This is a genomic window from Nocardia sp. XZ_19_369 (assembly GCF_015355715.1).
In the GTDB taxonomy this organism is placed as follows: domain Bacteria; phylum Actinomycetota; class Actinomycetes; order Mycobacteriales; family Mycobacteriaceae; genus Nocardia.
The window spans coordinates 489,846-510,330 of sequence record NZ_JACVED010000002.1; the positions used below are offsets into that span (position 1 = coordinate 489,846).

The 20,485-nt window shown below is 67.0% G+C and carries 2 protein-coding genes (1 of these 2 running past the window's edge); both read left to right on the forward strand.

The window, feature by feature from the left end; genetic code table 11:
- The gene (locus tag IBX18_RS43055; RefSeq protein ID WP_194833173.1) at nt 1-15,279 is read left to right on the forward strand and encodes a non-ribosomal peptide synthetase; all 15,279 of its coding nucleotides are present in this window, start codon (nt 1-3) and stop codon (nt 15,277-15,279) included.
- A protein-coding gene (locus IBX18_RS08450; RefSeq protein WP_228540726.1) for a non-ribosomal peptide synthase/polyketide synthase crosses the window boundary here: on the forward strand, nt 15,279-20,485 show its start. Its footprint extends 18,808 nt past the window's final position; only the first 5,207 of its 24,015 coding nucleotides appear in the window; the start codon lies at nt 15,279-15,281; its stop codon lies off the right edge, out of view. Before IBX18_RS43055 ends, IBX18_RS08450 begins: the two co-directional genes overlap by 1 nt.

The following is a 20,485-nucleotide window of genomic DNA, read 5'->3' on the forward strand; positions in this document are numbered from 1 at the left end:
ATGCAATCCGGTAACAAGTCACTGCTGCGCAGTCTGACATCGATTCAGAAAGAACTTTGGCTGGCCCACGAGCTTTCCGATATTCCCAATAATTGCCTGATATATATCGACATCGAGGCCGAACTGGAACTCGGCTACTTCGTCACCGCTTTGCGGCACGTGTTCGCGGAATCGGAGGCGCTCACGGTCAATTTCGTCGGTGGCGCCGACGGGCCGATGCAGATCGACCGAAACAGCCGCGATTGGATGCCCGCCTACCTCGATCTCAGCGAACAGCCCGAGCCCATCTCGGCCGCTTTCGACTACATGTCCCGTGAGCTCGAGCTGGCTTTCGATCTGGAGCTGGATGCGCTGTTGCGCGTCGCACTGCTCAAAGTCGAGGCCGGACAATACTTTCTGTCGATGTGCTTCCACCACATCATCATGGATGGGGTCGGTGTCGCCACCTGGGCGCAGCGGGTGCTGGATGTATACGGCGCCCTGAGCGCCGGAATGCCCATCGAGCCCGCCGATTTCGTGCCCGTCGACGAGATCATCGAGAGTGATCGGGCGTACCGTCGCCACCAGCAGGCGATCGATCGCGAGTACTGGCGCGGGCAGATCCCGCCCGGGATCGAACCGCTGCGCCTGCCGGGCAATGCCGCGCCAGGCGCCAAGCCCGGCCGGATCGGTTGCACGCACGGCTTTTCCGGCGCGGAGCTCGGCAGGTTGATCGATTCCGCGCAGGCGATCGGCGTGAAGCTGCCCTACCTGTTGATGTCGGTCGCGGCGGCCGCGGTGCAGCGCTATGCGTTGCGCGACGAATTCTGCGTACAGATGCCGGTCTCCAATCAGAATGCCATCGCCCGGCGCACGCCGTGCCAGCTGTCGGATACCGTTCCGTTGCTGGTGGATTCGGGCCGTGACCTCTCGCTGGGGCAACTGTCCCGACGGCTGCAGGACAGCATCGCGAGTGCGCGTGACCATCTCCGGTACGGGATGTCGGAGATCCGGCGCGACTTGAAAATGCCGCCCGCACAAGGGAACCCGTTCGGCCCGGTCATCAACGTCATGTCGTTCTTCGGAGCCTTGCGGATGACCGGTGGGACAGCCGATCTCCAGGTCTACTCGGCAGGCAACAGCGGGGATCTGTCGATCGTCCTGCACTACGAAAGGCAGTCGGCCCGTGGGGGATACCTGCGGATAGAAGGTGACGCGCAGCTCTACACCGAAGACGATCTGCGCGGCTACCTCGATTCGATCGCGTGTTACCTGTCGCAGGCGGTCACCGATCCGGCGGCGCCGATCGGGGCGGTGGATATCCTCGGCGACGATCGGTCGCTGGTCGTCGAGGCATGGAACGACACCGAAGTGCCGGTCGATCCGGCGGCGACTCTGCTGGGGTTGTTCGAGGATCAGGTGCGCCGGGCCCCGGACGCGGTGGCCGTGGTGTCCGGTGGGGAGCGGCTGTCGTATCGCGAACTCGACACGCGGGCGGATCGCGTCGCGCAGACTCTGCTCGCCGCGGATGTGCGTCCGGACAGCGTTGTGGCGGTTGCCTTGCCGAGGTCGGCGGAGCTGATCGTCGCGATTCTGGCGGTGTCGAAGGCCGGTGGTGCGTACCTGCCGATCGACCCGGGTTATCCGGCGGAACGGTTGACCTTCGTCCTCGCCGATGCCGCACCGATCGCGGTCCTCACCGACCGCGCGACCTCGAAACTGCTGCCGCAGCACGGAGTTCCGCGCATCCTGCTCGAAGAGGCCGAGACGGCACGCTATGACATGGTGCGGCCCGCCGCGCCGCTGCCCGGCAACCTCGCGTATCTGATCTACACCTCCGGCTCCACCGGCACGCCGAAGGGCGTGGCCGTCACCCATCGCAATGTGGCCTCGCTGTTCCTGAGTACCGCGCCGTGGTGTGCATTCCGGGCCGATGATGTGTGGGCTTGGTGCCATTCGCAGGCCTTCGACTTTTCGGTGTGGGAGATCTGGGGTGCACTCCTGCACGGTGGCCGGGTCGTCGTCGTGCCATGGGATGTGGTGCGCACGCCCGCGCAGCTGTGGGATCTGGTGGTCGCCGAGGGCGTGACCATCCTCAATCAGACCCCCTCGGCTTTCCACGCACTGGCCGAAGCCCGGTCGGTGAGCGGCCGCGTCGATTCGGCGCTGCGCCTGGTGATCTTCGGCGGGGAAGCTTTGCACCACAGCCACGTACAACCGTGGTATTCGGTCGGCGCTGCCGGTCCGGCCCTGGTGAACATGTATGGGATCACCGAAACAACGGTGCACGTCACGAAGCTGGAACTGCTGGCCGAGCACGGCGCCCGGGGTGAGAGCCCAATCGGGACGCCGCTGGGGAACATGCGGGCGTTCGTGCTCGACCCGTGGCTGGCGCCGGTTCCGGTGGGGACGGCCGGCGAACTGTATGTGGCCGGTGCGCAATTGGCGCGGGGCTATCGCGGTCGGCCGGGGTTGACCGCAACGCGGTTCATCGCCGATCCGTTCGATCGCACCGGCGGCCGGTTGTATCGCACCGGCGATGTGGTGCGCTGGACTCCGGCCGGGGTGCTGGAGTTCGTCGGCCGCGCCGACGATCAGGTCAAGATCCGCGGCTTTCGGGTGGAGCCGGGCGAGGTCGAATCGGTGCTGGTGCGACATCCCGCGGTGTCGCAGGCCGTGGTGCTGGCCCGCGACACCGGAACCGGGGACGACAAGCAGCTGATCGGTTATGTGGTCGCCGATCGGAGCAACGGTAACGGGGGCACGAACGCAAACGCGCTCGATGGGGCACTGGTGCGCCGGTTCGCCGCGGAGCGCCTGCCGGAGTTCCTGGTGCCGACCGTGGTGATGGTGATCGACCGCGTGCCACTGACCCCCAACGGCAAGCTCGATCGGGCCGCCCTGCCCGCCCCGGAGTTCGCCTCCTCGCGGGCCTATCGGGCGCCGGGCACCGAGCGCGAACGGGTGCTGGCAGGGTTGTTCGGCGAGGTGCTGGGGATCGACCGGGTCGGTGCGGACGACAGCTTCTTCGAGCTGGGCGGTCATTCGTTGTCCGCCACCCGGCTGATCAGTCGGATCCGGGTGGTGCTCGGGGTCGAGGTGCCCATCCGGACGGTGTTCGACGCGCCGACGGTGGCGCAGTTGGTGACCCGGCTCGATGCCGGCGTCGCCATGCGCCCGATGCTGCTCGCCCGGCCGCGACCCGAGGTGATTCCGCTGTCGTTCGCGCAGCGGCGACTGTGGTTCATCCACCGGTTGGAGGGGCCGTCGGCCACCTACAACATGCCGCTTGCCGCCCGGGTGACAGGCGCCTTCGATGCGGCGGCCTTCACGGCGGCGGTGCGCGACGTGGTGGCCCGGCACGAGAGCCTGCGCACGGTCTTCGTCGAAACCGACGGCGTCCCAGCTCAACTCGTGCTCGAGGCGGACGACGTCGAGGTGGCGGTGACCATCGCCGTCGTAGCTCCCAATGCGGTGGACGCGGCGGTCGCCGAGGCGGCGCGGTATCCGTTCGAGCTGTCCACACAGATCCCGATCCGCGCCGGTGCGTTCCGGTACGGGGCCGACGAGTGGACGGTGCTGGTGCTGATCCACCACATCGCCAGCGACGGCTGGTCCGCGGCGTCGCTACTGGACGATCTGTCGACGGCCTACGCGGCGCGCCGGGCAGGGCGGGCGCCGGAGTGGGAGCCGCTGCCCGTGCAGTACGTCGACTACACGCTGTGGCAGCAGGAACTGCTCGGTTCGCCGGACGATCCCGACAGTGTGCTGTCGCGGCAGTTCGGTTACTGGCGCGCCGAACTCGACGGTCTGCCGGAGCAGCTGCGGTTGCCGACCGATCGGCCGCGGCCGCGGGTGGCCAGCTACCGCGGCGACGTGGTGCTGTTCGACATCGAACCCGAGGTGCGTACCGCGGTGGAGCGGTTGGCGGCCCGCGAGGGCGCGACGGTGTCCATGGTGTGGCAGTCGGCGCTGGCGGTGCTGCTGGCGAAACTCGGTGCCGGCGAGGATATCCCGATCGGTTCGCCGATCGCCGGCCGTACCGATGACGCGCTGGCCGATCTGGTGGGCTTCTTCGTCAACACCTGGGTGCTGCGCGCGACGGTCTCTCCCGCAGCGTCATTCACCGAGATCCTCGATGGTGTCCGCGCGAAAGCGCTGGCGGCCTACGACAATCAGGACGCGCCGTTCGAGTTGCTGGTCGAGCTGCTGAATCCGACTCGCTCGTCGGCATACCATCCGCTGTTCCAAGTCCTGCTGACACTGCAGAACAACGCGCTGCCCACCCTCCGGCTGCCGGGAGCACGGGTAACGCCGCACATGCCGGCCACCAACACCTCGCGCTTCGACTTGACATTCAATATCGGCGACGGCCCGGCCGGTGCGCGCGACAACGGCACCGGGTGGGACGGATACATCGAATACGCCACCGATCTGTTCGATCGGTCCACGGTAGAAGCCATGGCGGGTCGGCTGGTGCGGATCCTGCGACAGGTGGTGTCGAATCCGGACACCGCGGTGGGGTCGGTCGATGTGCTGGACAGCGACGAACGTGACCTGGTCTTGTACCGATGGAACGACACCGCTGCCCCGGTCGACCGCGACGCCACCGTGGTCGCCTCGTTCGCGGCGCAGGTCGCGCGCACGCCGGACGTGGTGGCCGTGGTCTGCGGTGACCACGAGATCTCGTATCGGGAACTCGACACGCGGGCAACCGAATTGGCGTGCGTCCTGGTCTCGCGCGGAGTAGGCCCCGACACCATCGCCGCCGTGGCGTTGCCGCGGTCGGTGGAGTTGATCGTGGCATTGCTCGCGGTGCTGAAGTCGGGTGGCGGGTATCTGCCGATCGATCCGACCTATCCCTCGGATCGGCTGGCGTTCATCCTGGCCGACGCGGCTCCGGTGGTCGTCGTGACCGATTCCGCGACTGTCGATCTCCTGCCCGAGACGGCGGCTCCGCACCTCTACCTGGACACGACCGATGTGGTGGAGGGCGCCACCCTGGACAGAGCCGCCGCGGCGGCGTCGCAGAACCTGGCCTACGTGATCTACACCTCGGGCTCCACCGGAGTCCCGAAAGGTGTTGCCATCACACACCGCAACGTGGTGGCCTTCGCGACCAAGCACAGTTGGCACGACGGTGCGCACGCGAGCGTGCTGGTGCATTCGTCGGTCGCGTTCGATGCGTCCACCTACGAGATCTGGGTGCCGCTGCTGGGCGGCGGCCGGATAGTCGTCGCGCCGCCGGGCCGCACCGATATCGCGGTGCTCGGCCGGCAGTTGGTGGCGCACAAGGTGACTGCGGTATTCCTCACCACGCGCTTGTTCGAGTTGTTCGTCGACCATTGCCCCGACGCGCTCGCCGGTCTTCGCGAGGTCTGGGTCGGCGGCGAGGAGATGCCGCCGGAGGTCTTCGCGCGTGCACTGCGGCTGTGCCCCGAGACCCGCATCGTGCATGTCTACGGGCCCACCGAGACAACGACATTCGCGATCCGCCGGCCGTTCCGGGCCGGGGAGCGCTTCGACGACGCCTTGGTGCCGATCGGAACCCCGCTGGCCAATGTTCGGGCGTTCGTGCTGGATTCGTGGTTGGCGCCCGTCCCGGCAGGGGTGGCGGGTGAGTTGTATGTCGCCGGTGCGCAGTTGGGCCGGGGATACCACGGCCGGGCCGATCTGACCGCGGCACGGTTCGTCGCCGATCCCTTCGACCCGAACGGTGGCCGGCTGTACCGCACCGGTGACCTGGTGCGCCGGAACCACGGCGGGCAGGTGGAGTTCCTGGGTCGCATCGATGATCAGGTGAAGATCCGCGGCTTCCGGGTCGAACCCGGTGAGGTCGAATCGGTTCTGGCACAGCATCCGTCGGTGGCGCAGGCGCTGGTGGTGGTCCGCGACAGCGACACCGGTGACAAGCAGTTGATCGGCTATGTGGTCGCCGACCGTACGGGTGATCGAACCGACCTCGTCGGCGCGGAGGTGCGCGACTTCGCCGCCGCACGGCTGCCGGAGTTCATGGTGCCGACGGTGGTGACGGTGATCGACGCGGTGCCGTTGACCGCCAACGGAAAGCTGGACCGCGCGGCGCTGCCCGCGCCGGAGTCGGTGTCCTCGGTCCGATACCGGGCGCCGGGCAGTGCGCGCGAACGGGTGCTGGCCGAGCTGTTCGGCGCGGTCCTCGGACGCGACCGGGTCGGCGTGGACGACAGCTTCTTCGAGCTGGGCGGCCACTCGCTGCTGGCGACCCGCCTGGCCAGCCGGATCCGGGTGGAGCTCGGCATCGAGGTACCGATCCGGACGGTGTTCGACGCGCCGACGGTGGCGCAGTTGGCGACCCGGCTCGACGCGGGCGTGCAGGTGCGCCCGGCTCTGCTGGCCCGGCCACGGCCGGACGTGGTTCCGCTGTCGTTCGCCCAGCGGCGACTGTGGTTCATCCATCGGCTGGAGGGGCCGTCGGCCACCTACAACATGGCGCTGGCGGTGCGGTTGCACGGGGTGGACGTGGCGGCGTTGACCGCCGCGATCGGCGATGTGGTCACCCGGCACGAGAGCCTGCGGACGGTCTTCGTCGACGCCGACGGTGTGCCCTCCCAACGGGTTCTGGACATGGACAGTGTCGAGGTACCGGTCACGGTGACCGATATGCGGGCCGCCGAACCCGCCGAGACGGACGCGGCGGTGACCTCGGCGGTGCGCTACGGCTTCGACCTTTCATCGGAGATTCCGTTGCGCGCCACTGTGTTCCGCCGTACCGACGATGCGGCCGTGCTGGTGTTGCTGATCCATCACATCGCGGGTGACGGCTGGTCGTTGACGCCGCTGCTGCGTGACCTGTCCGAGGCGTACGCCGCACGAAAGGAACATCAGGCACCGCGGTGGCGGCCGTTGCCGGTGCAGTACGCGGATTACACGTTGTGGCAGCGGGAGCTGCTCGGCTCGTCGACCGATCCGGACAGCGTGTTGTCGCAGCAGTTCGAGTATTGGCGCCGCGAACTCGAGGGCCTGCCCGAGCAGTTGCGGTTGCCGACCGATCGGCCGCGGCCGCGGGTCGCCAGTTATCGCGGCGACATGGTGCACTTCCACATCGAGCCGAAGATCCGTGCCGCGGTAGAGCGGTTGGCGGCCCGTGAGGGCGCGACGGTGTCGATGGTGCTGCAATCGGCGCTGGCCGTACTGCTGTTCAAACTCGGTGCCGGAGAAGACATTCCGATCGGCGCGCCGATCGCAGGCCGGACCGACGAGGCCCTGGCCGAGCTGGTCGGCTTCTTCGTGAATACCTGGGTGCTGCGGGCGGCCGTCGTCCCGGACGCGTCGTTCACCGAGATCTTGGGTGTGGTGCGGGAAAAGGCGTTGGCCGGCTACGAGAATCAAGATGTTCCGTTCGAACTGCTGGTGGAGTTGCTGAACCCGGCCCGCTCGGCCGCGCACCATCCGTTGTTCCAGGTGACGCTGGCCTTCCAGAACAACACGCTGCCCGCGCTCGAGCTGTCGGGCGTGCGGATCGAGCCCTATCCCGCGGCCACCGCGACCGCGCGGTTCGATCTGTTCTTCAACATCGCCGAAGCTCCCGCCGGTGACCCGTGGAGCGGGTTCGTCGAGTATGCGACCGAACTGTTCGACCGGTCGACGGTCGAGGCGGTGGCGGCCCGGCTGGTCCGGCTGCTGCGGCAGGTCGGGTCGGATCCCGAAGTCCCGGTGGGCGCCGTCGATGTCCTCGACACCGACGAGCGCGAACTGGTGCTGCGCCGGTGGAACGACACCACGGTCGAGGTACCGGCCACCGCCACCCTCACCGAACTGTTCGCCGCGCAGGTCGCCGCGACCCCGGATGCGATCGCGGTCGTCTGCGCGGACGCGAAGCTGACCTACCACGATCTGGACCGGCGCGCCGATCAGCTGGCGCGGGCGTTGAGCTCGCGCGGCGTCGGCCCGGATGGTGTGGTGGCGGTGGCGTTGCCCCGGTCCACGAACCTGATCGTGACCCTGCTGGGTGTGCTGAAAGCCGGTGGCGGATATCTGCCGATCGATCCCGCGTACCCCTCGGATCGGCTGGCGTTCGTCCTCGCCGACGCCGCGCCGGTGGTCGTCGTGACCGACTCGGCCACCGCGCACGCGCTGCCACCGACCGCGACGCCACACCTGTATCTGGACGCCATGGAAGCGCTCGACGGTGACCGGGCCGGTCTGGACCGGGCGGTCGCGGTGGGCGCGCACAATCTGGCGTGCGTGATCTACACCTCGGGCTCCACGGGTGTCCCGAAAGGTGTTGGTATCACGCACCATAACGTCGTCAACCTGGTCAACCAGGCGTGGCAGACGGGTGTCGAGGACCGGGTGCTGGTGCATTCGTCGATCGCCTTCGACGCCTCGACCTACGAGATCTGGCCGGCCCTGTGCGGTGGCGCGACGTTGGTCGTCGCCGGTGAGCAGCGCTCGGACCCGGGGGAGATCACGCGGCTGGTGGAGACCTGGTCGGTGACGAAGATGTTCGCCACGCCACCGTTGCTGTCGGCGTTGGTCGATCATGTGGAAGCGTTGCCGGACAACCCGTTCCGGAGCCTGCGGCAGGTCAATACCGGCGCCGACACGCTGACCTCCGGGTTGGTGCGGGCGCTGCGTGGCACCTGCCGCGACCTTCGGGTCGACAACCTTTACGGCCCGACCGAGGCGACCGTCGATGTGACCGCGTATCGCGTGCCCGAGGACGAACCGGGTGCGGTGGTGCCGATCGGTGTGCCGGTGGCGAATTCGCGAGTGTTCGTGCTGGATTCGTGGCTGGTGCCGGTGCCGGTGGGGGTTCCGGGCGAGTTGTATGTGGCGGGTGCGCAGCTGGCGCGCGGCTATCACGGCCGGGCCGGACTGACCGCGGCAAGGTTCGTGGCCGACCCGTTCGATCGAACCGGTGGCGGCAGGCTGTATCGCACTGGTGACGTGGTGCGCTGGACCGCGGCGGGGGTGCTGGAGTTCGCGGGCCGGGTCGATGACCAGGTCAAGATCCGTGGCTTCCGGGTCGAACCCGGCGAAGTCGAAAGCATACTGGCCCAACATCCTTCGGTGGCGCAGGCGGTGGTCGTGGCACACGACTCCGATGCCGGAAAGCAGTTGGTGGGGTACGTGGTCGCCGACCACTCCGGGGCCACCGTCGGCGAAGGCGAACTGGTGGGGCAGTGGCGGCGGGTCTACGACGACCTGTACGCCGGCGCCGGAAACACACCGGACACCGGTCCGGTCGACGGTGACGAGGTCGGGTTCGTTACCGGCTTCGGCGGCTGGAACAGCAGCTACACCGGGGGCGCGATCCCGGTGGAGCAGATGCGCGAATGGCGTGCGACCACCGTCGAGCGTATTCGAGGGCTGCGTCCGCAGCGCGTGCTGGAGATCGGGGTGGGGTCGGGCTTGCTGATGTCGCAGCTGGCGCCCGACTGCGCCGAATACTGGGCGACGGACTTCTCGTCCGCCACGATCAGCACCCTGCAACGACAGCTGGGCGAACTGAACGAGCAGTGGGTCGACCGTGTCTCGCTGAGCGTGCGCGGCGCCGACGAGACCGACGGGTTGCCGGAACACTATTTCGACACGGTCGTGCTGAACTCGGTGATCCAGTACTTCCCCAGTCAGAGCTATCTGCGCCGGGTACTCGAGCGGGTGCTGCGCGTGCTGGCTCCGGGTGGCGCGGTGTTCGTCGGTGACGTCCGGAATCTGGCGCTGCTGGAGGAGTTCACCACCGCCGCGCAGATCGCGCGCAACGGCGCCGACGATCCGGTGGCGGTCGCCGACCGGGTCCGCCGTGACATCTCCGCCGAACAGGAACTGCTGCTGGCGCCGGAGTACTTCCTCGCACTCGGCGAGGTGCTCGATATCGGTGCCGTCGACATCGAACTCAAACGCGGGTACTCGATGAACGAGTTGACGCGCTATCGGTACGACGTGGTGCTACATCCGGCTGCGGCGAACCCGCTTTCGGTCGCCGAGGTACCGAAAGTCGCGTTCCGCGATCATGATTCGTTGCAGACACTGCTGCGCGACCAGCATCCGGACGCTATCCGGATCACCGGCATCCGACATGCCGGGCTGGTCGGGGAAGTCGAAGCGACGCACCGGATCAAGGCAGGCCACGCCGGTATCGCTACCGACGCACTGGGTGTCGGCTTCGAGGGGATCCTCGAGACGATCGCCGATCGGGCAGGTGTCGTGCCGGAAGACCTGCATCTGCTCGGCCGTCGACTCGGCTACGCGACCGCGGTCACCTGGTCCGCGCAGCCCGATCGGATGGATGCGGTCTTCGTCGACACCGCGACCCTCGGCGACAGGCCACTGGCCGACGTGTACACCGCCGCCGGCCCGGTGGATGATCCGGTGGCGTACGCCAACAACCCGCAGGCGGGCCTACTGGCCGCCGACGTGCGCCGGTGGGCGAGCGATCGCTTGCCCGAGTTCATGGTGCCCGCGACGGTGATGGTGATCGGGTCGGTGCCTTTGACGTCCAGCGGAAAACTGGATCGCCGGGCCCTGCCGGATCCGGAGTTCGCCTCGTCGGCGGAGTATCGCGCGCCGAGCAGCGAACAAGAACGGCTCCTTGCCGAACTGTTCGCCGAGATCCTCGGATTCGATCGGGTCGGCGTGGACGACAGCTTCTTCGCGCTGGGTGGTCACTCGTTGCTGGCGACCCGCCTGGCCAGCCGGATCCGTGCGCTGATGGGAGTCGAGGTCCCGATCCGCACGATCTTCGACGCGCCGACGGTGGCGCAGTTGGTGACTCGGCTCGATGCCGATGTGCAGGTGCGTCCGCCGCTGCTGCCCCGGCCACGGCCGGACGTGGTGCCGTTGTCGTTCGCGCAGCGCCGGTTGTGGTTCATCCACCGGCTGGAGGGGCCGTCGGCCACCTACAACATGCCGTTGCCGGTCCGGTTGCGCGGTGTATTCGACGCGTCGGCCTTCGCGGCAGCGCTCGGTGACGTGGTTGCCAGGCACGAGAGTCTGCGGACGGTCTTCGTCGAGGCCGAGGGGGTACCGACCCAGCAGGTGCTCGCGGCCGACAGTGTGGAGGTACCGGTCACCGTCGAGGTGGAGACCGTGGATCCCGCAGAGCTGGACGCGGCGGTGAACGCCGCGGTGCGGTACGGGTTCGACTTGTCGTCGGAGATCCCCGTCCGCGCCACCGTATTCCGATCCGGTGCCGACGAGTGCGTGCTGGTGTTGCTGGTCCATCACATCGCGGGGGACGGCTGGTCGGCCGCACCGTTGTTGCGGGATTTGGCTACCGCGTATGCCGCGCGCCTCGAGCATCGAGCGCCCCGGTGGACGCCGTTGCCGGTTCAGTACGTGGACTACACGCTGTGGCAGCAAGAATTCCTCGGGTCGCCGGACGATCCCGACAGTGCGCTGTCCCAGCAATACGAGTATTGGCGTCGTGAGCTCGACGGATTGCCGGAGCAGTTGCGGTTGCCGACCGATCGACCGCGACCGCGAGTGGCCAGTTACCGCGGGGATATGGTGGCCTTCGGTATCGACCCGGACATCCGTACCGCGGTGGAGCGGTTGGCGGCCCGGGAGGGCGCGACGGTGTCGATGGTGCTGCAATCGGCGCTGGCGGTGCTGTTGTTCAAACTCGGTGCCGGGCAAGACATTCCGCTCGGTTCGCCGATCGCGGGTCGGACCGACGAGGCGCTGGCGGAGCTGGTCGGCTTCTTCGTCAACACCTGGGTGTTGCGGGCAACTGTTTCTCCGGGAACATCTTTCGCCGAGGTGATGGCCCAGGTTCGGACGAAGGCGTTGGCCGCGTACGAGAATCAGGATGTACCGTTCGAATTGCTGGTCGAGCTGCTGAACCCGGCCCGCTCGGCGGCGCATCATCCCTTGTTCCAGGTGTCTCTGGCCTTCCAGAACAACACGCTGCCCAGCCTGCGGCTGCCGGGGGTCGGGTTCGAGCCCTATCCCGCGTCCATCGCGGCCGCACGCTTCGACCTGTTCTTCAACGTCGCCGACGCGCCCGTCGGAGACCCGTGGGGCGGGTTCGTCGAGTATTCGACCGATCTGTTCGACCGGAGCACGGTCGAGGCGATGGTCGCCCGGTTCGTACGAATACTGGACCGGATCGTGACGGACCCGGGTAGCCCCGTTGGCGCGATCGACGTCCTCGATACCGACGAACGCGAGTCGATGCTGCGGCGGTGGAACGACACCACCGTCGCGGTCCCGGACACCACCATGGTCGGGCTGTTCGAGGCTCAGGTCGCCCGGACACCGGCGGCCACCGCGGTGATCGGCGGCGGCACGGAGATCTCGTATCGGGAACTCGATATCCGAGCCGACAGGTTGGCGCGCGCACTGGTCGCGCGCGGCGTACGCCCGGACCACCTCGTCGCAGTGGCCCTGCCGCGGTCGGTGGAGTTGATCGTGGCGTTGCTGGGTGTGTTGAAGGCCGGTGGCGGGTATCTGCCGATCGATCCCGGCTATCCGTCGGATCGGTTGTCGTTCATCCTTTCCGACGCCGCGCCGGTCGTTGTCGTGACCGACTCCACTACCGCCCCCTTCCTGCCCCACACGGCGGCCCCGCACCACCATCTCGACGCGCCCGGTAACAACGGCGGCGAACCCATGTACTCGGCGGGTATCGGCGGGGCCGGTGCGATCGGTCTGCGGCCGCAGCATTTGGCCTACGTGACCTACACCTCCGGTTCCACCGGTGTTCCGAAAGGTGTGGGAATAACCCACCGCAACTTGGTGAACCTGGTTGCCCGGGCCTGGTCGATCGAACCCGATGATCGGGTATTGACGCATTCCTCGATCGCTTTCGACGCCACGACCTATGAAATCTGGCCTGCGCTGGCCGGCGGTGCGGCGCTGGTGGTGGCCGGATCGCCGCGTTCGGACCTGGTGGAGCTCACTGGCCTGATCGAGACACGTTCGGTGACGAAGATGTTCGCCACGCCACCGTTGTTGTCGGCGTTGGTCGATCACGTGGAACTCTTGCCCGGCGCACCGCTGCGTAGTTTACGGCGGGTGATCGCCGGCGGTGCCGAGCTGACAGCGGCGGTCGTGGACAAGCTGAACGCGAAATACGTTGCCGTGCAGGTGATGAATGGCTACGGGCCCACAGAAACCACGGCGTGCGTGACCGATTACGACGCCGGGAACGACGTCGACGGTGCGGTGCCGATCGGGCGCCCGTCGGTGAATGTGCGGGTGTTCGTGTTGGATTCGTGGCTGGCGCCGGTGCCGGTGGGCGTCGCGGGGGAGCTGTACGTGGCAGGCGCGCAGTTGGCGCGGGGCTACCACGGACGTGCGGGGCTCACCGCGGCCCGGTTCGTCGCCGACCCCTTCGACGCGGCCGGTGGTGGTCGCCTGTATCGCACCGGAGATGTGGTGCGCTGGCACAACTCCGGACAGTTGCAGTTCGTCGGCCGGGCCGACGACCAGGTCAAGGTCCGCGGCTTCCGAGTGGAACCAGGCGAGGTGGAAAGCGTTCTGGAGCAACACTCCTCGGTTTCTCAGGCGGTGGTGGTCGTGCGCGACACCAGCACTGGTGGGCAGCAGCTGGTGGGGTACGTGGTCGCGGACCGATCCGGGCCGGGCGTCGGTGCAGCGGAACTGGTCGGGCAGTGGCGCCGGGTGTACGACGACCTGTATGGCGCGGCAGGCAAGCAGGCCGGCAGTTCCGCCCACAGCGCCGGGAAGGGGAATGGCGGCGGCGATCGGGCTCGAGCTGGATTCGGTATGGACTTCGGCGGCTGGAACAGCAGCTATACCGGAGCGTCGATTCCGCTCGAGCAGATGCGCGAATGGCGCGCGGCCACGGTGGATCGGATTCGCGGCTTGGCCCCACGGCGAGTGCTCGAGATCGGTGTCGGATCGGGCCTGTTGCTGTCGCAGTTGGCGCCGGACTGCGACGAGTATTGGGCGTCGGACTTCTCCGCCGCGACTGTCAGCACCCTGCAACAACAGTTGGACGAACTCGATCTGCGGTGGACCGAGCGGGTCTCGCTGAGCGTCCGGTCCGCCGAGGACGTCGCGGGATTGCCTGCGGAGTATTTCGACACGGTGATCGTGAACTCGGTGGTGCAGTACTTCCCCGGGGAACGGTATCTGCGTCGAGTGCTCGAGCAGATACTCGGCTTGCTGGCTCCCGGCGGCGCGATATTCGTCGGTGACGTCCGAAATCTGGGCCTACTGGAAGAATTCACCACGGCGGTGCAGATCGCCCGCAACGACGGTGACGACCCGGCGGCCATTCGGGAACGCGTGCGCCGCACGGTGTTCGCCGAACAAGAAATGTTGGTCGCGCCGGAATACTTCCACGCGTTGTGCCGCGCCACCGACTTCGACACCGTCGATATCGAACTCAAACGCGGCTATTCGGTCAACGAGTTGACCCGCTACCGATACGACGTGGTCCTGCACAAGACACCCACCACGGCGCTGTCCGTCGCCGAGGTGCCGAGAGTCGAGTTCCGCGACCACGACTGGTTGCGGACACTGCTGCAATTCCGACACCCGGACGGCATCCGGGTTACCGGGATTCCGCACGCCGGGCTGACCGGCCAGATCGCGGCGGTCAACCGAATCCGAACCGGTGAGCCGGTTCCAGCCGATCCGCGCACCGACCCGCGCGCAGCGGGATTCGAGGGAGTACTCGCCGATCCCGCCGCTCGAATGGATGTCGGATTGCTGCCCGAAGACCTGCACGTGCTGGGCGACCGACTGGGCTACACCACGGCGGTCACCTGGTCGGCACAACCGGATCGGATGGAGGCGGTGTTCATCGACACTGCGACCGTGCAGAGCCGACCGTTGACCGGCGTATATGTGCCGTCGGCGGAAGTAGATGATCCGACGCCGTACGCCAGCAACCCACAGGACACGCTCCTGCCCGCCGCCGTGCGGGAGTTGGCGGCCGAGCGATTGCCGGAATTCATGGTGCCGTCGGTGGTGATGGTGATCGACGATGTGCCGTTGACCGCGAACGGAAAACTCGATCGCGCGGCACTGCCGGACCCGGAGTTCTCCGCCGCGGCGGAGTATCGGGCGCCGAGCAGCGAGCGGGAGCGAGTGCTCGCCGAATTGTTCGCCGAAATCCTCGGACTCGACCGGGTCGGCGTGGACGACAGCTTCTTCACGCTGGGTGGTCACTCGTTGCTGGCGACTCGCCTGGCCAGCCGGATTCGAGCAGTGCTCGGCGTCGAAGTCCCGATCCGGGTGATATTCGACGCCGCGACCGTCGCTGAACTCGCGCGCCGATGGCCCGAATTGGCGCCGTCGCGCAGACCGGCGCTGCGCAGGATGAATCGGAAGGTGGGCCTGTGATGATTCCGTTGTCGTTCGCGCAACGCCGGTTGTGGTTCATCCACCGGCTGGAGGGCCCCTCGGCCACCTACAACATGCCGCTGACGGTTCGATTGCTCGGCGTGTTCGACGCGCCCGCTTTCGCGGCGGCGATCGGTGATGTGGTGGCCAGGCACGAGAGTCTGCGCACGATCTTCGTCGAAGCCGACGGTATGCCTGGCCAACAGGTACTCGACGAGGACGAGGTCGAGGTACCCGTGATCATCACCGAGGTCGATCCGGCCGCGTTGGATACGGCGGTGACCGAGGCGGCGCGCTACGAGTTCGATCTGGCGTCGGAGATTCCCATCCGCGCCGACGTTTTCCGCTATGGCGTCGACGAATGTGTCGTGGTGTTGTTGATTCACCACATCGCCGGTGACGGCTGGTCGATGACGCCGTTGTTGCGCGACTTGTCGATGGCGTACGCCGCTCGGCGGCAGGGGCGGGCGCCGGGTTGGGAGTCGTTGCCGGTCCAGTACGTGGATTACACGCTGTGGCAGCAGGAACTGCTTGGTTCACCGGACGATCCGGACAGTGTGCTGTCCCAGCAGTTCGAGTACTGGCGTAGGGAACTCGATGGCTTGCCGGAGCAGTTGCGGCTGCCGACCGACCGGCCGCGACCGCGGGTGGCCAGCTACCGGGGGGACCTGCTGGTCTTCGACATCGATGCGGGAACCAGGGCGGAAGTCGAGGAGTTTGCGAGTCGCTCCGGCGCGACGGTGGCCATGGTCTTGCAGTCGGCGTTGGCCGTGTTGCTGTTCAAACTCGGTGCCGGAGAGGATATTCCGATCGGTTCGCCGATCGCGGGCCGTACCGATGACGCGCTGAGCGAGTTGGTGGGGTTCTTCGTCAACACCTGGGTGTTGCGTGCGGGCGTGCGGCCGGCGGACTCGTTCGCCGAGGTGCTGGGCCAGGTCAAAGCGAAAGCCTTGGCGGCCTACGAGAATCAGGATCTGCCGTTCGAGCTGCTGGTCGAGCTGCTCAATCCAGCCCGCTCGGCGGCCCACCACCCCTTGTTCCAGGTGCTGCTGAGCTTCCAGAACAACACGGCAGCCACCTTCGAGTTGTCCGGCGTCGGGTTCGAGCCGTATGCCCTGCCCGCGCTGACCTCGCGATTCGACCTGACCTTCAATGTCGGCGACGCCGCGAGCGGTGGGCGGGGCAACGGTGCCGCCGGGTGGGACGTGCACGTCGAGTACGCCACCGACCTGTTCGACCGGCCCACGATCGAGGCGATGGCGGCGCGGTTCCTCCGGATCCTGCGGCACGTGGTGGCGGACCCGCACGGGCCAGTGGGGTCGGTCGAGGTGCTCGACACCGAGGAACGCGAGCTGGTGCTGCACCGGTGGAACGACAGCACCGTCGCCGTGGACCCGGACGCCACGCTGGGCGGATTGTTCGCGGCACAGGTCACCGAGACGCCGCATGCGACCGCGGTGGTCTGTGGTGCGGTAGAGCTGAGCTATCGAGAGCTCGATGCCCGTGCGGAGCGGCTGGCGCGCGTGCTGGTGTCGCGCGGGGTGCGCCCGGACACTCTTGTCGCGGTGGCGTTGCCCCGGTCGGTGAAGTTGATCGTGGCATTGCTGGGTGTAGTGAAGGCCGGTGGTGGCTATCTGCCGATCGATCCCGGCTATCCGTCGGATCGGTTGGCGTTCGTGCTGAGCGATGCCGCGCCGGTCGTCGTTGTCACCGATCGCGCGACCTCGGCCGCGTTGCCGCACACCGCGATACCGCGGCTGTACCTCGATACGCCCGACACCACTGCGGGCGAGGAAACGAGCGGGATGGATCGTGTCGTCCCGGTGCGGCCACAGAATCTGGCGTACGTGATGTATACCTCCGGTTCGACTGGTGCGCCGAAGGGCGTCGGTGTTACCCATCGCAATGTAGTGAACTTGGTTGCGCAGAACTGGCATACGGGTTCCGGCGAGCGGGTGCTGGTGCATTCTTCGATCGCTTTCGATGCTTCGACGTACGAGATCTGGCCCGCATTGACCAGTGGTGGCGCTGTAGTGCTGGCCGGTGAGCTGCGTTCGGATCCGGTGGAGATCACCGAGCTCGTCGCGAGCAGGTCGGTGACGAAGATGTTTTCGACTCCGGCGTTGCTGTCGGTGTTGCTCGACCGGGTCGACGCGGTGGCGGATCATTCTTTCCGGGGGCTGGATGAGGTGATCATCGGTGGCGCCGAGCTCAGTTCGGCGTTGGTGCGTCGATTGCACTCCAGCGTTGCCGGTGTGCGGGTGGTCAATGGCTATGGCCCGACGGAAACGACGGTGTTCGCTACAGTGTTCGCCGCCGATGCGGTGTCCGATGGGGATGCGTCGGTGCCGATCGGGTCAGCGTTGGCGAATGCGTCTGCGTATGTGCTGGATTCGTGGTTGATGCCGGTTCCGGTGGGGGTGCCTGGTGAGTTGTACGTGGCCGGCGCGCAGTTGGCTCGCGGTTATCACGGTCGGATGGGTTTGACTGCCTCTCGGTTTGTGGCTGATCCGTTCGATCCGGCCGGTGGTGGTCGGTTGTATCGCACTGGCGATCTGGTGCGCTGGAATCGCGCCGGGCAATTGGAGTTCGTCGGCCGGGCCGACGACCAGGTAAAGATTCGCGGTTTCCGGGTCGAGCCCGGTGAGGTCGAAGCGATTCTGGCGCAACACCCTTCGGTATCCCAGGCGGTAGTGGTCGCCCGTGATACCGATAGCGGTAAACAATTGGTCGGGTATGCGGTTGCCGATCGAATCGGCAGCGGTGAACTCGACGGCGGGGAGGTGCGCAGGTTCGTTTCCGAGCGGTTGCCGGAGTTCATGGTGCCCGTGGTGGTGATGGTGATCGATGCGCTGCCGTTGACCGCGAATGGAAAACTCGACCACGCTGCGCTGCCGGAGCCGGAGTTCGTCGCCGCGGCGCGGTATCGCGCACCGCGCACGAGCCGGGAACAGATCCTGACGGCGATATTCGCCGAGGTCCTCGGACGCGATCAGGTCGGTATGGACGATGGCTTCTTCGAGCTCGGCGGACACTCGCTGTCGGCCACTCGCCTGGCCGGCCGAATCCGTGCGGCGCTGGGCGTCGAAGTTCCGATCCGGACGATATTCGAGGCTCCGACGGTGGCGCAGTTGGTGACCCGGCTCGATGCCGGTGTGCAGGTGCGTCCGGCATTGTCGGCTCGGCCACGGCCGCGCGTGATTCCGTTGTCGTTCGCGCAGCGGCGGTTGTGGTTCGTGCACCGGCTGGAGGGGCCCTCGGCCACCTTCAACATCCCGTTGGTGATGCGGTTGCGCGGGGTGGATCTGTCGGCGTTGTTCGCTGCGATCGGTGACGTCGTGGCCCGGCACGAGAGCCTGCGTACGGTGTTCGTCGAAGCCGACGGCGTGCCGTCGCAACGGGTTCTGGAGGCCGACAGCGTCGAGATTCCGATGACGGTATGCGAACCGGATCCGGCCGAGGTGCCTGCGGCGGTGACCGCCGCGGTACGGTACGGGTTCGACCTGTCGTCGGAGATTCCCTTGCGCGCCGATGTCTTCCGGTGCGCTGACGACGAGTGTGTCGCCGTGCTGTTGGTCCACCATATCGCCGGCGACGGCTGGTCGATGACGCCGCTGTGGCGAGACCTGGCCACGGCTTACTCCGCTCGCCTCGAGAATCGGGTCGCGCGGTGGGCGCCGTTGCCCGTGCAGTACGTGGACTACACGTTGTGGCAACAGGAATGGCTGGGGTCGTCGACCGATCCGCAGAGCGTGTTGTCCCGGCAGTTCGACTACTGGCGCCGCGAACTCGACGGCTTGCCGGAGCAGTTGCGGCTACCTACCGACCGACCGCGACCGCGGGTGGCGAGCCACCGCGGGGACATGGTTCCGTTCATGATCGATGCCGAGACCAGATCGGGATTGGAACGGCTTGCGGCTCGTGAGGGCGCGACGGTGTCGATGGTGTTGCAGTCGGCGTTGGCGGTGTTGTTGTTCAAACTCGGTGCGGGGGAGGATATTCCGATCGGCTCGCCGATCGCCGGTCGGACCGATGAGGCGCTGACGGATCTGGTCGGCTTCTTCGTCAACACGTGGGTTCTGCGCACGGCCGTATCACCCGCGGCATCGTTCACCGAGATACTCGGCCAGGTCAGAGCGAAAGCGTTGGCCGCGTACGAGAATCAAGACATTCCGTTCGAGCTGCTGGTGGAATTGCTCAATCCCGCGCGGTCGGCGGCGCATCATCCGTTGTTCCAGGTGTCGTTGGCATTTCAGAACAACAGTCTGCCCTCGCTCGAGTTGGCGGGGGGCCGGGTCGAGCCCTACCCGGCGTCTACCGCGGTATCCCGATTCGACCTGTCCTTCGATATCGCTGACGCCCCCGACGGCCTGGCGTGGAACGGGTTGGTGGAGTACGCGACAGATCTGTTCGACCGCAGCACGGTCGAGACCATGGTCGGCTGGTTGGTACGGCTACTGCATCAGGTGGCGTCTGTCCCGGATTCCCCGGTGGGATCGATCGACGTGATCGACGGGAACGAACGTGCGCTCGTGGTGAGTCGGTGGAACGAGACCGCCGCCGAAGTCCCGGACACGACCATTGTCGGGCTGTTCGAGGCGCAGGTCGCTCGGGCGCCGGATGCGGCCGCGGTCGTCGGCGCGAACACGCAGTTGACGTACGCGGAGCTCGATGCTCGCGCTGATCGGCTCGCGTATGACCTGGTTTCGCGTGGGGTGGGTCCGGATGGCGTTGTCGCGGTCGCGTTGCCTCGGTCGGTGGAATCGGTGGTGGCGATGGTGGGCGTGTTGAAGGCCGGCGGCGCTTATCTGCCGATCGATCCGGCTTATCCCTCGGAGCGGTTGGTGTTCATCCTCGGTGATGCCGCCCCGGTTGTCGTGGTGACCGATTCGGTGACCGCAGATCTGCTGCCACCCCACACCACACCGCGCCTCTGCCTCGACACGCTCGACACTGTCGACGGGCGGGGCCGGGCCGGTACCGATCGGGTAGTCGCGAGTGGCGTGCAGAACTTGGCATACGTGATCTACACCTCCGGCTCCACCGGCGTGCCGAAAGGCGTTGGTATCACGCATCGTAACGTGACCAACCTGGTTGCTCAGGCGTGGTCGGTGGGTGTCGAGGATCGCGTGTTGGTGCACTCGTCGGCCGCCTTCGATGCCTCGACCTATGAGATCTGGCCGGCGCTGTGTGGCGGCGCGACGTT

Bases quoted from the DNA above. Each gene is read 5' to 3' on its own strand.
- IBX18_RS43055 (WP_194833173.1), top strand. From the start codon at position 1: ATGCAATCCGGTAACAAGTCACTGCTGCGCAGTCTGACATCGATTCAG.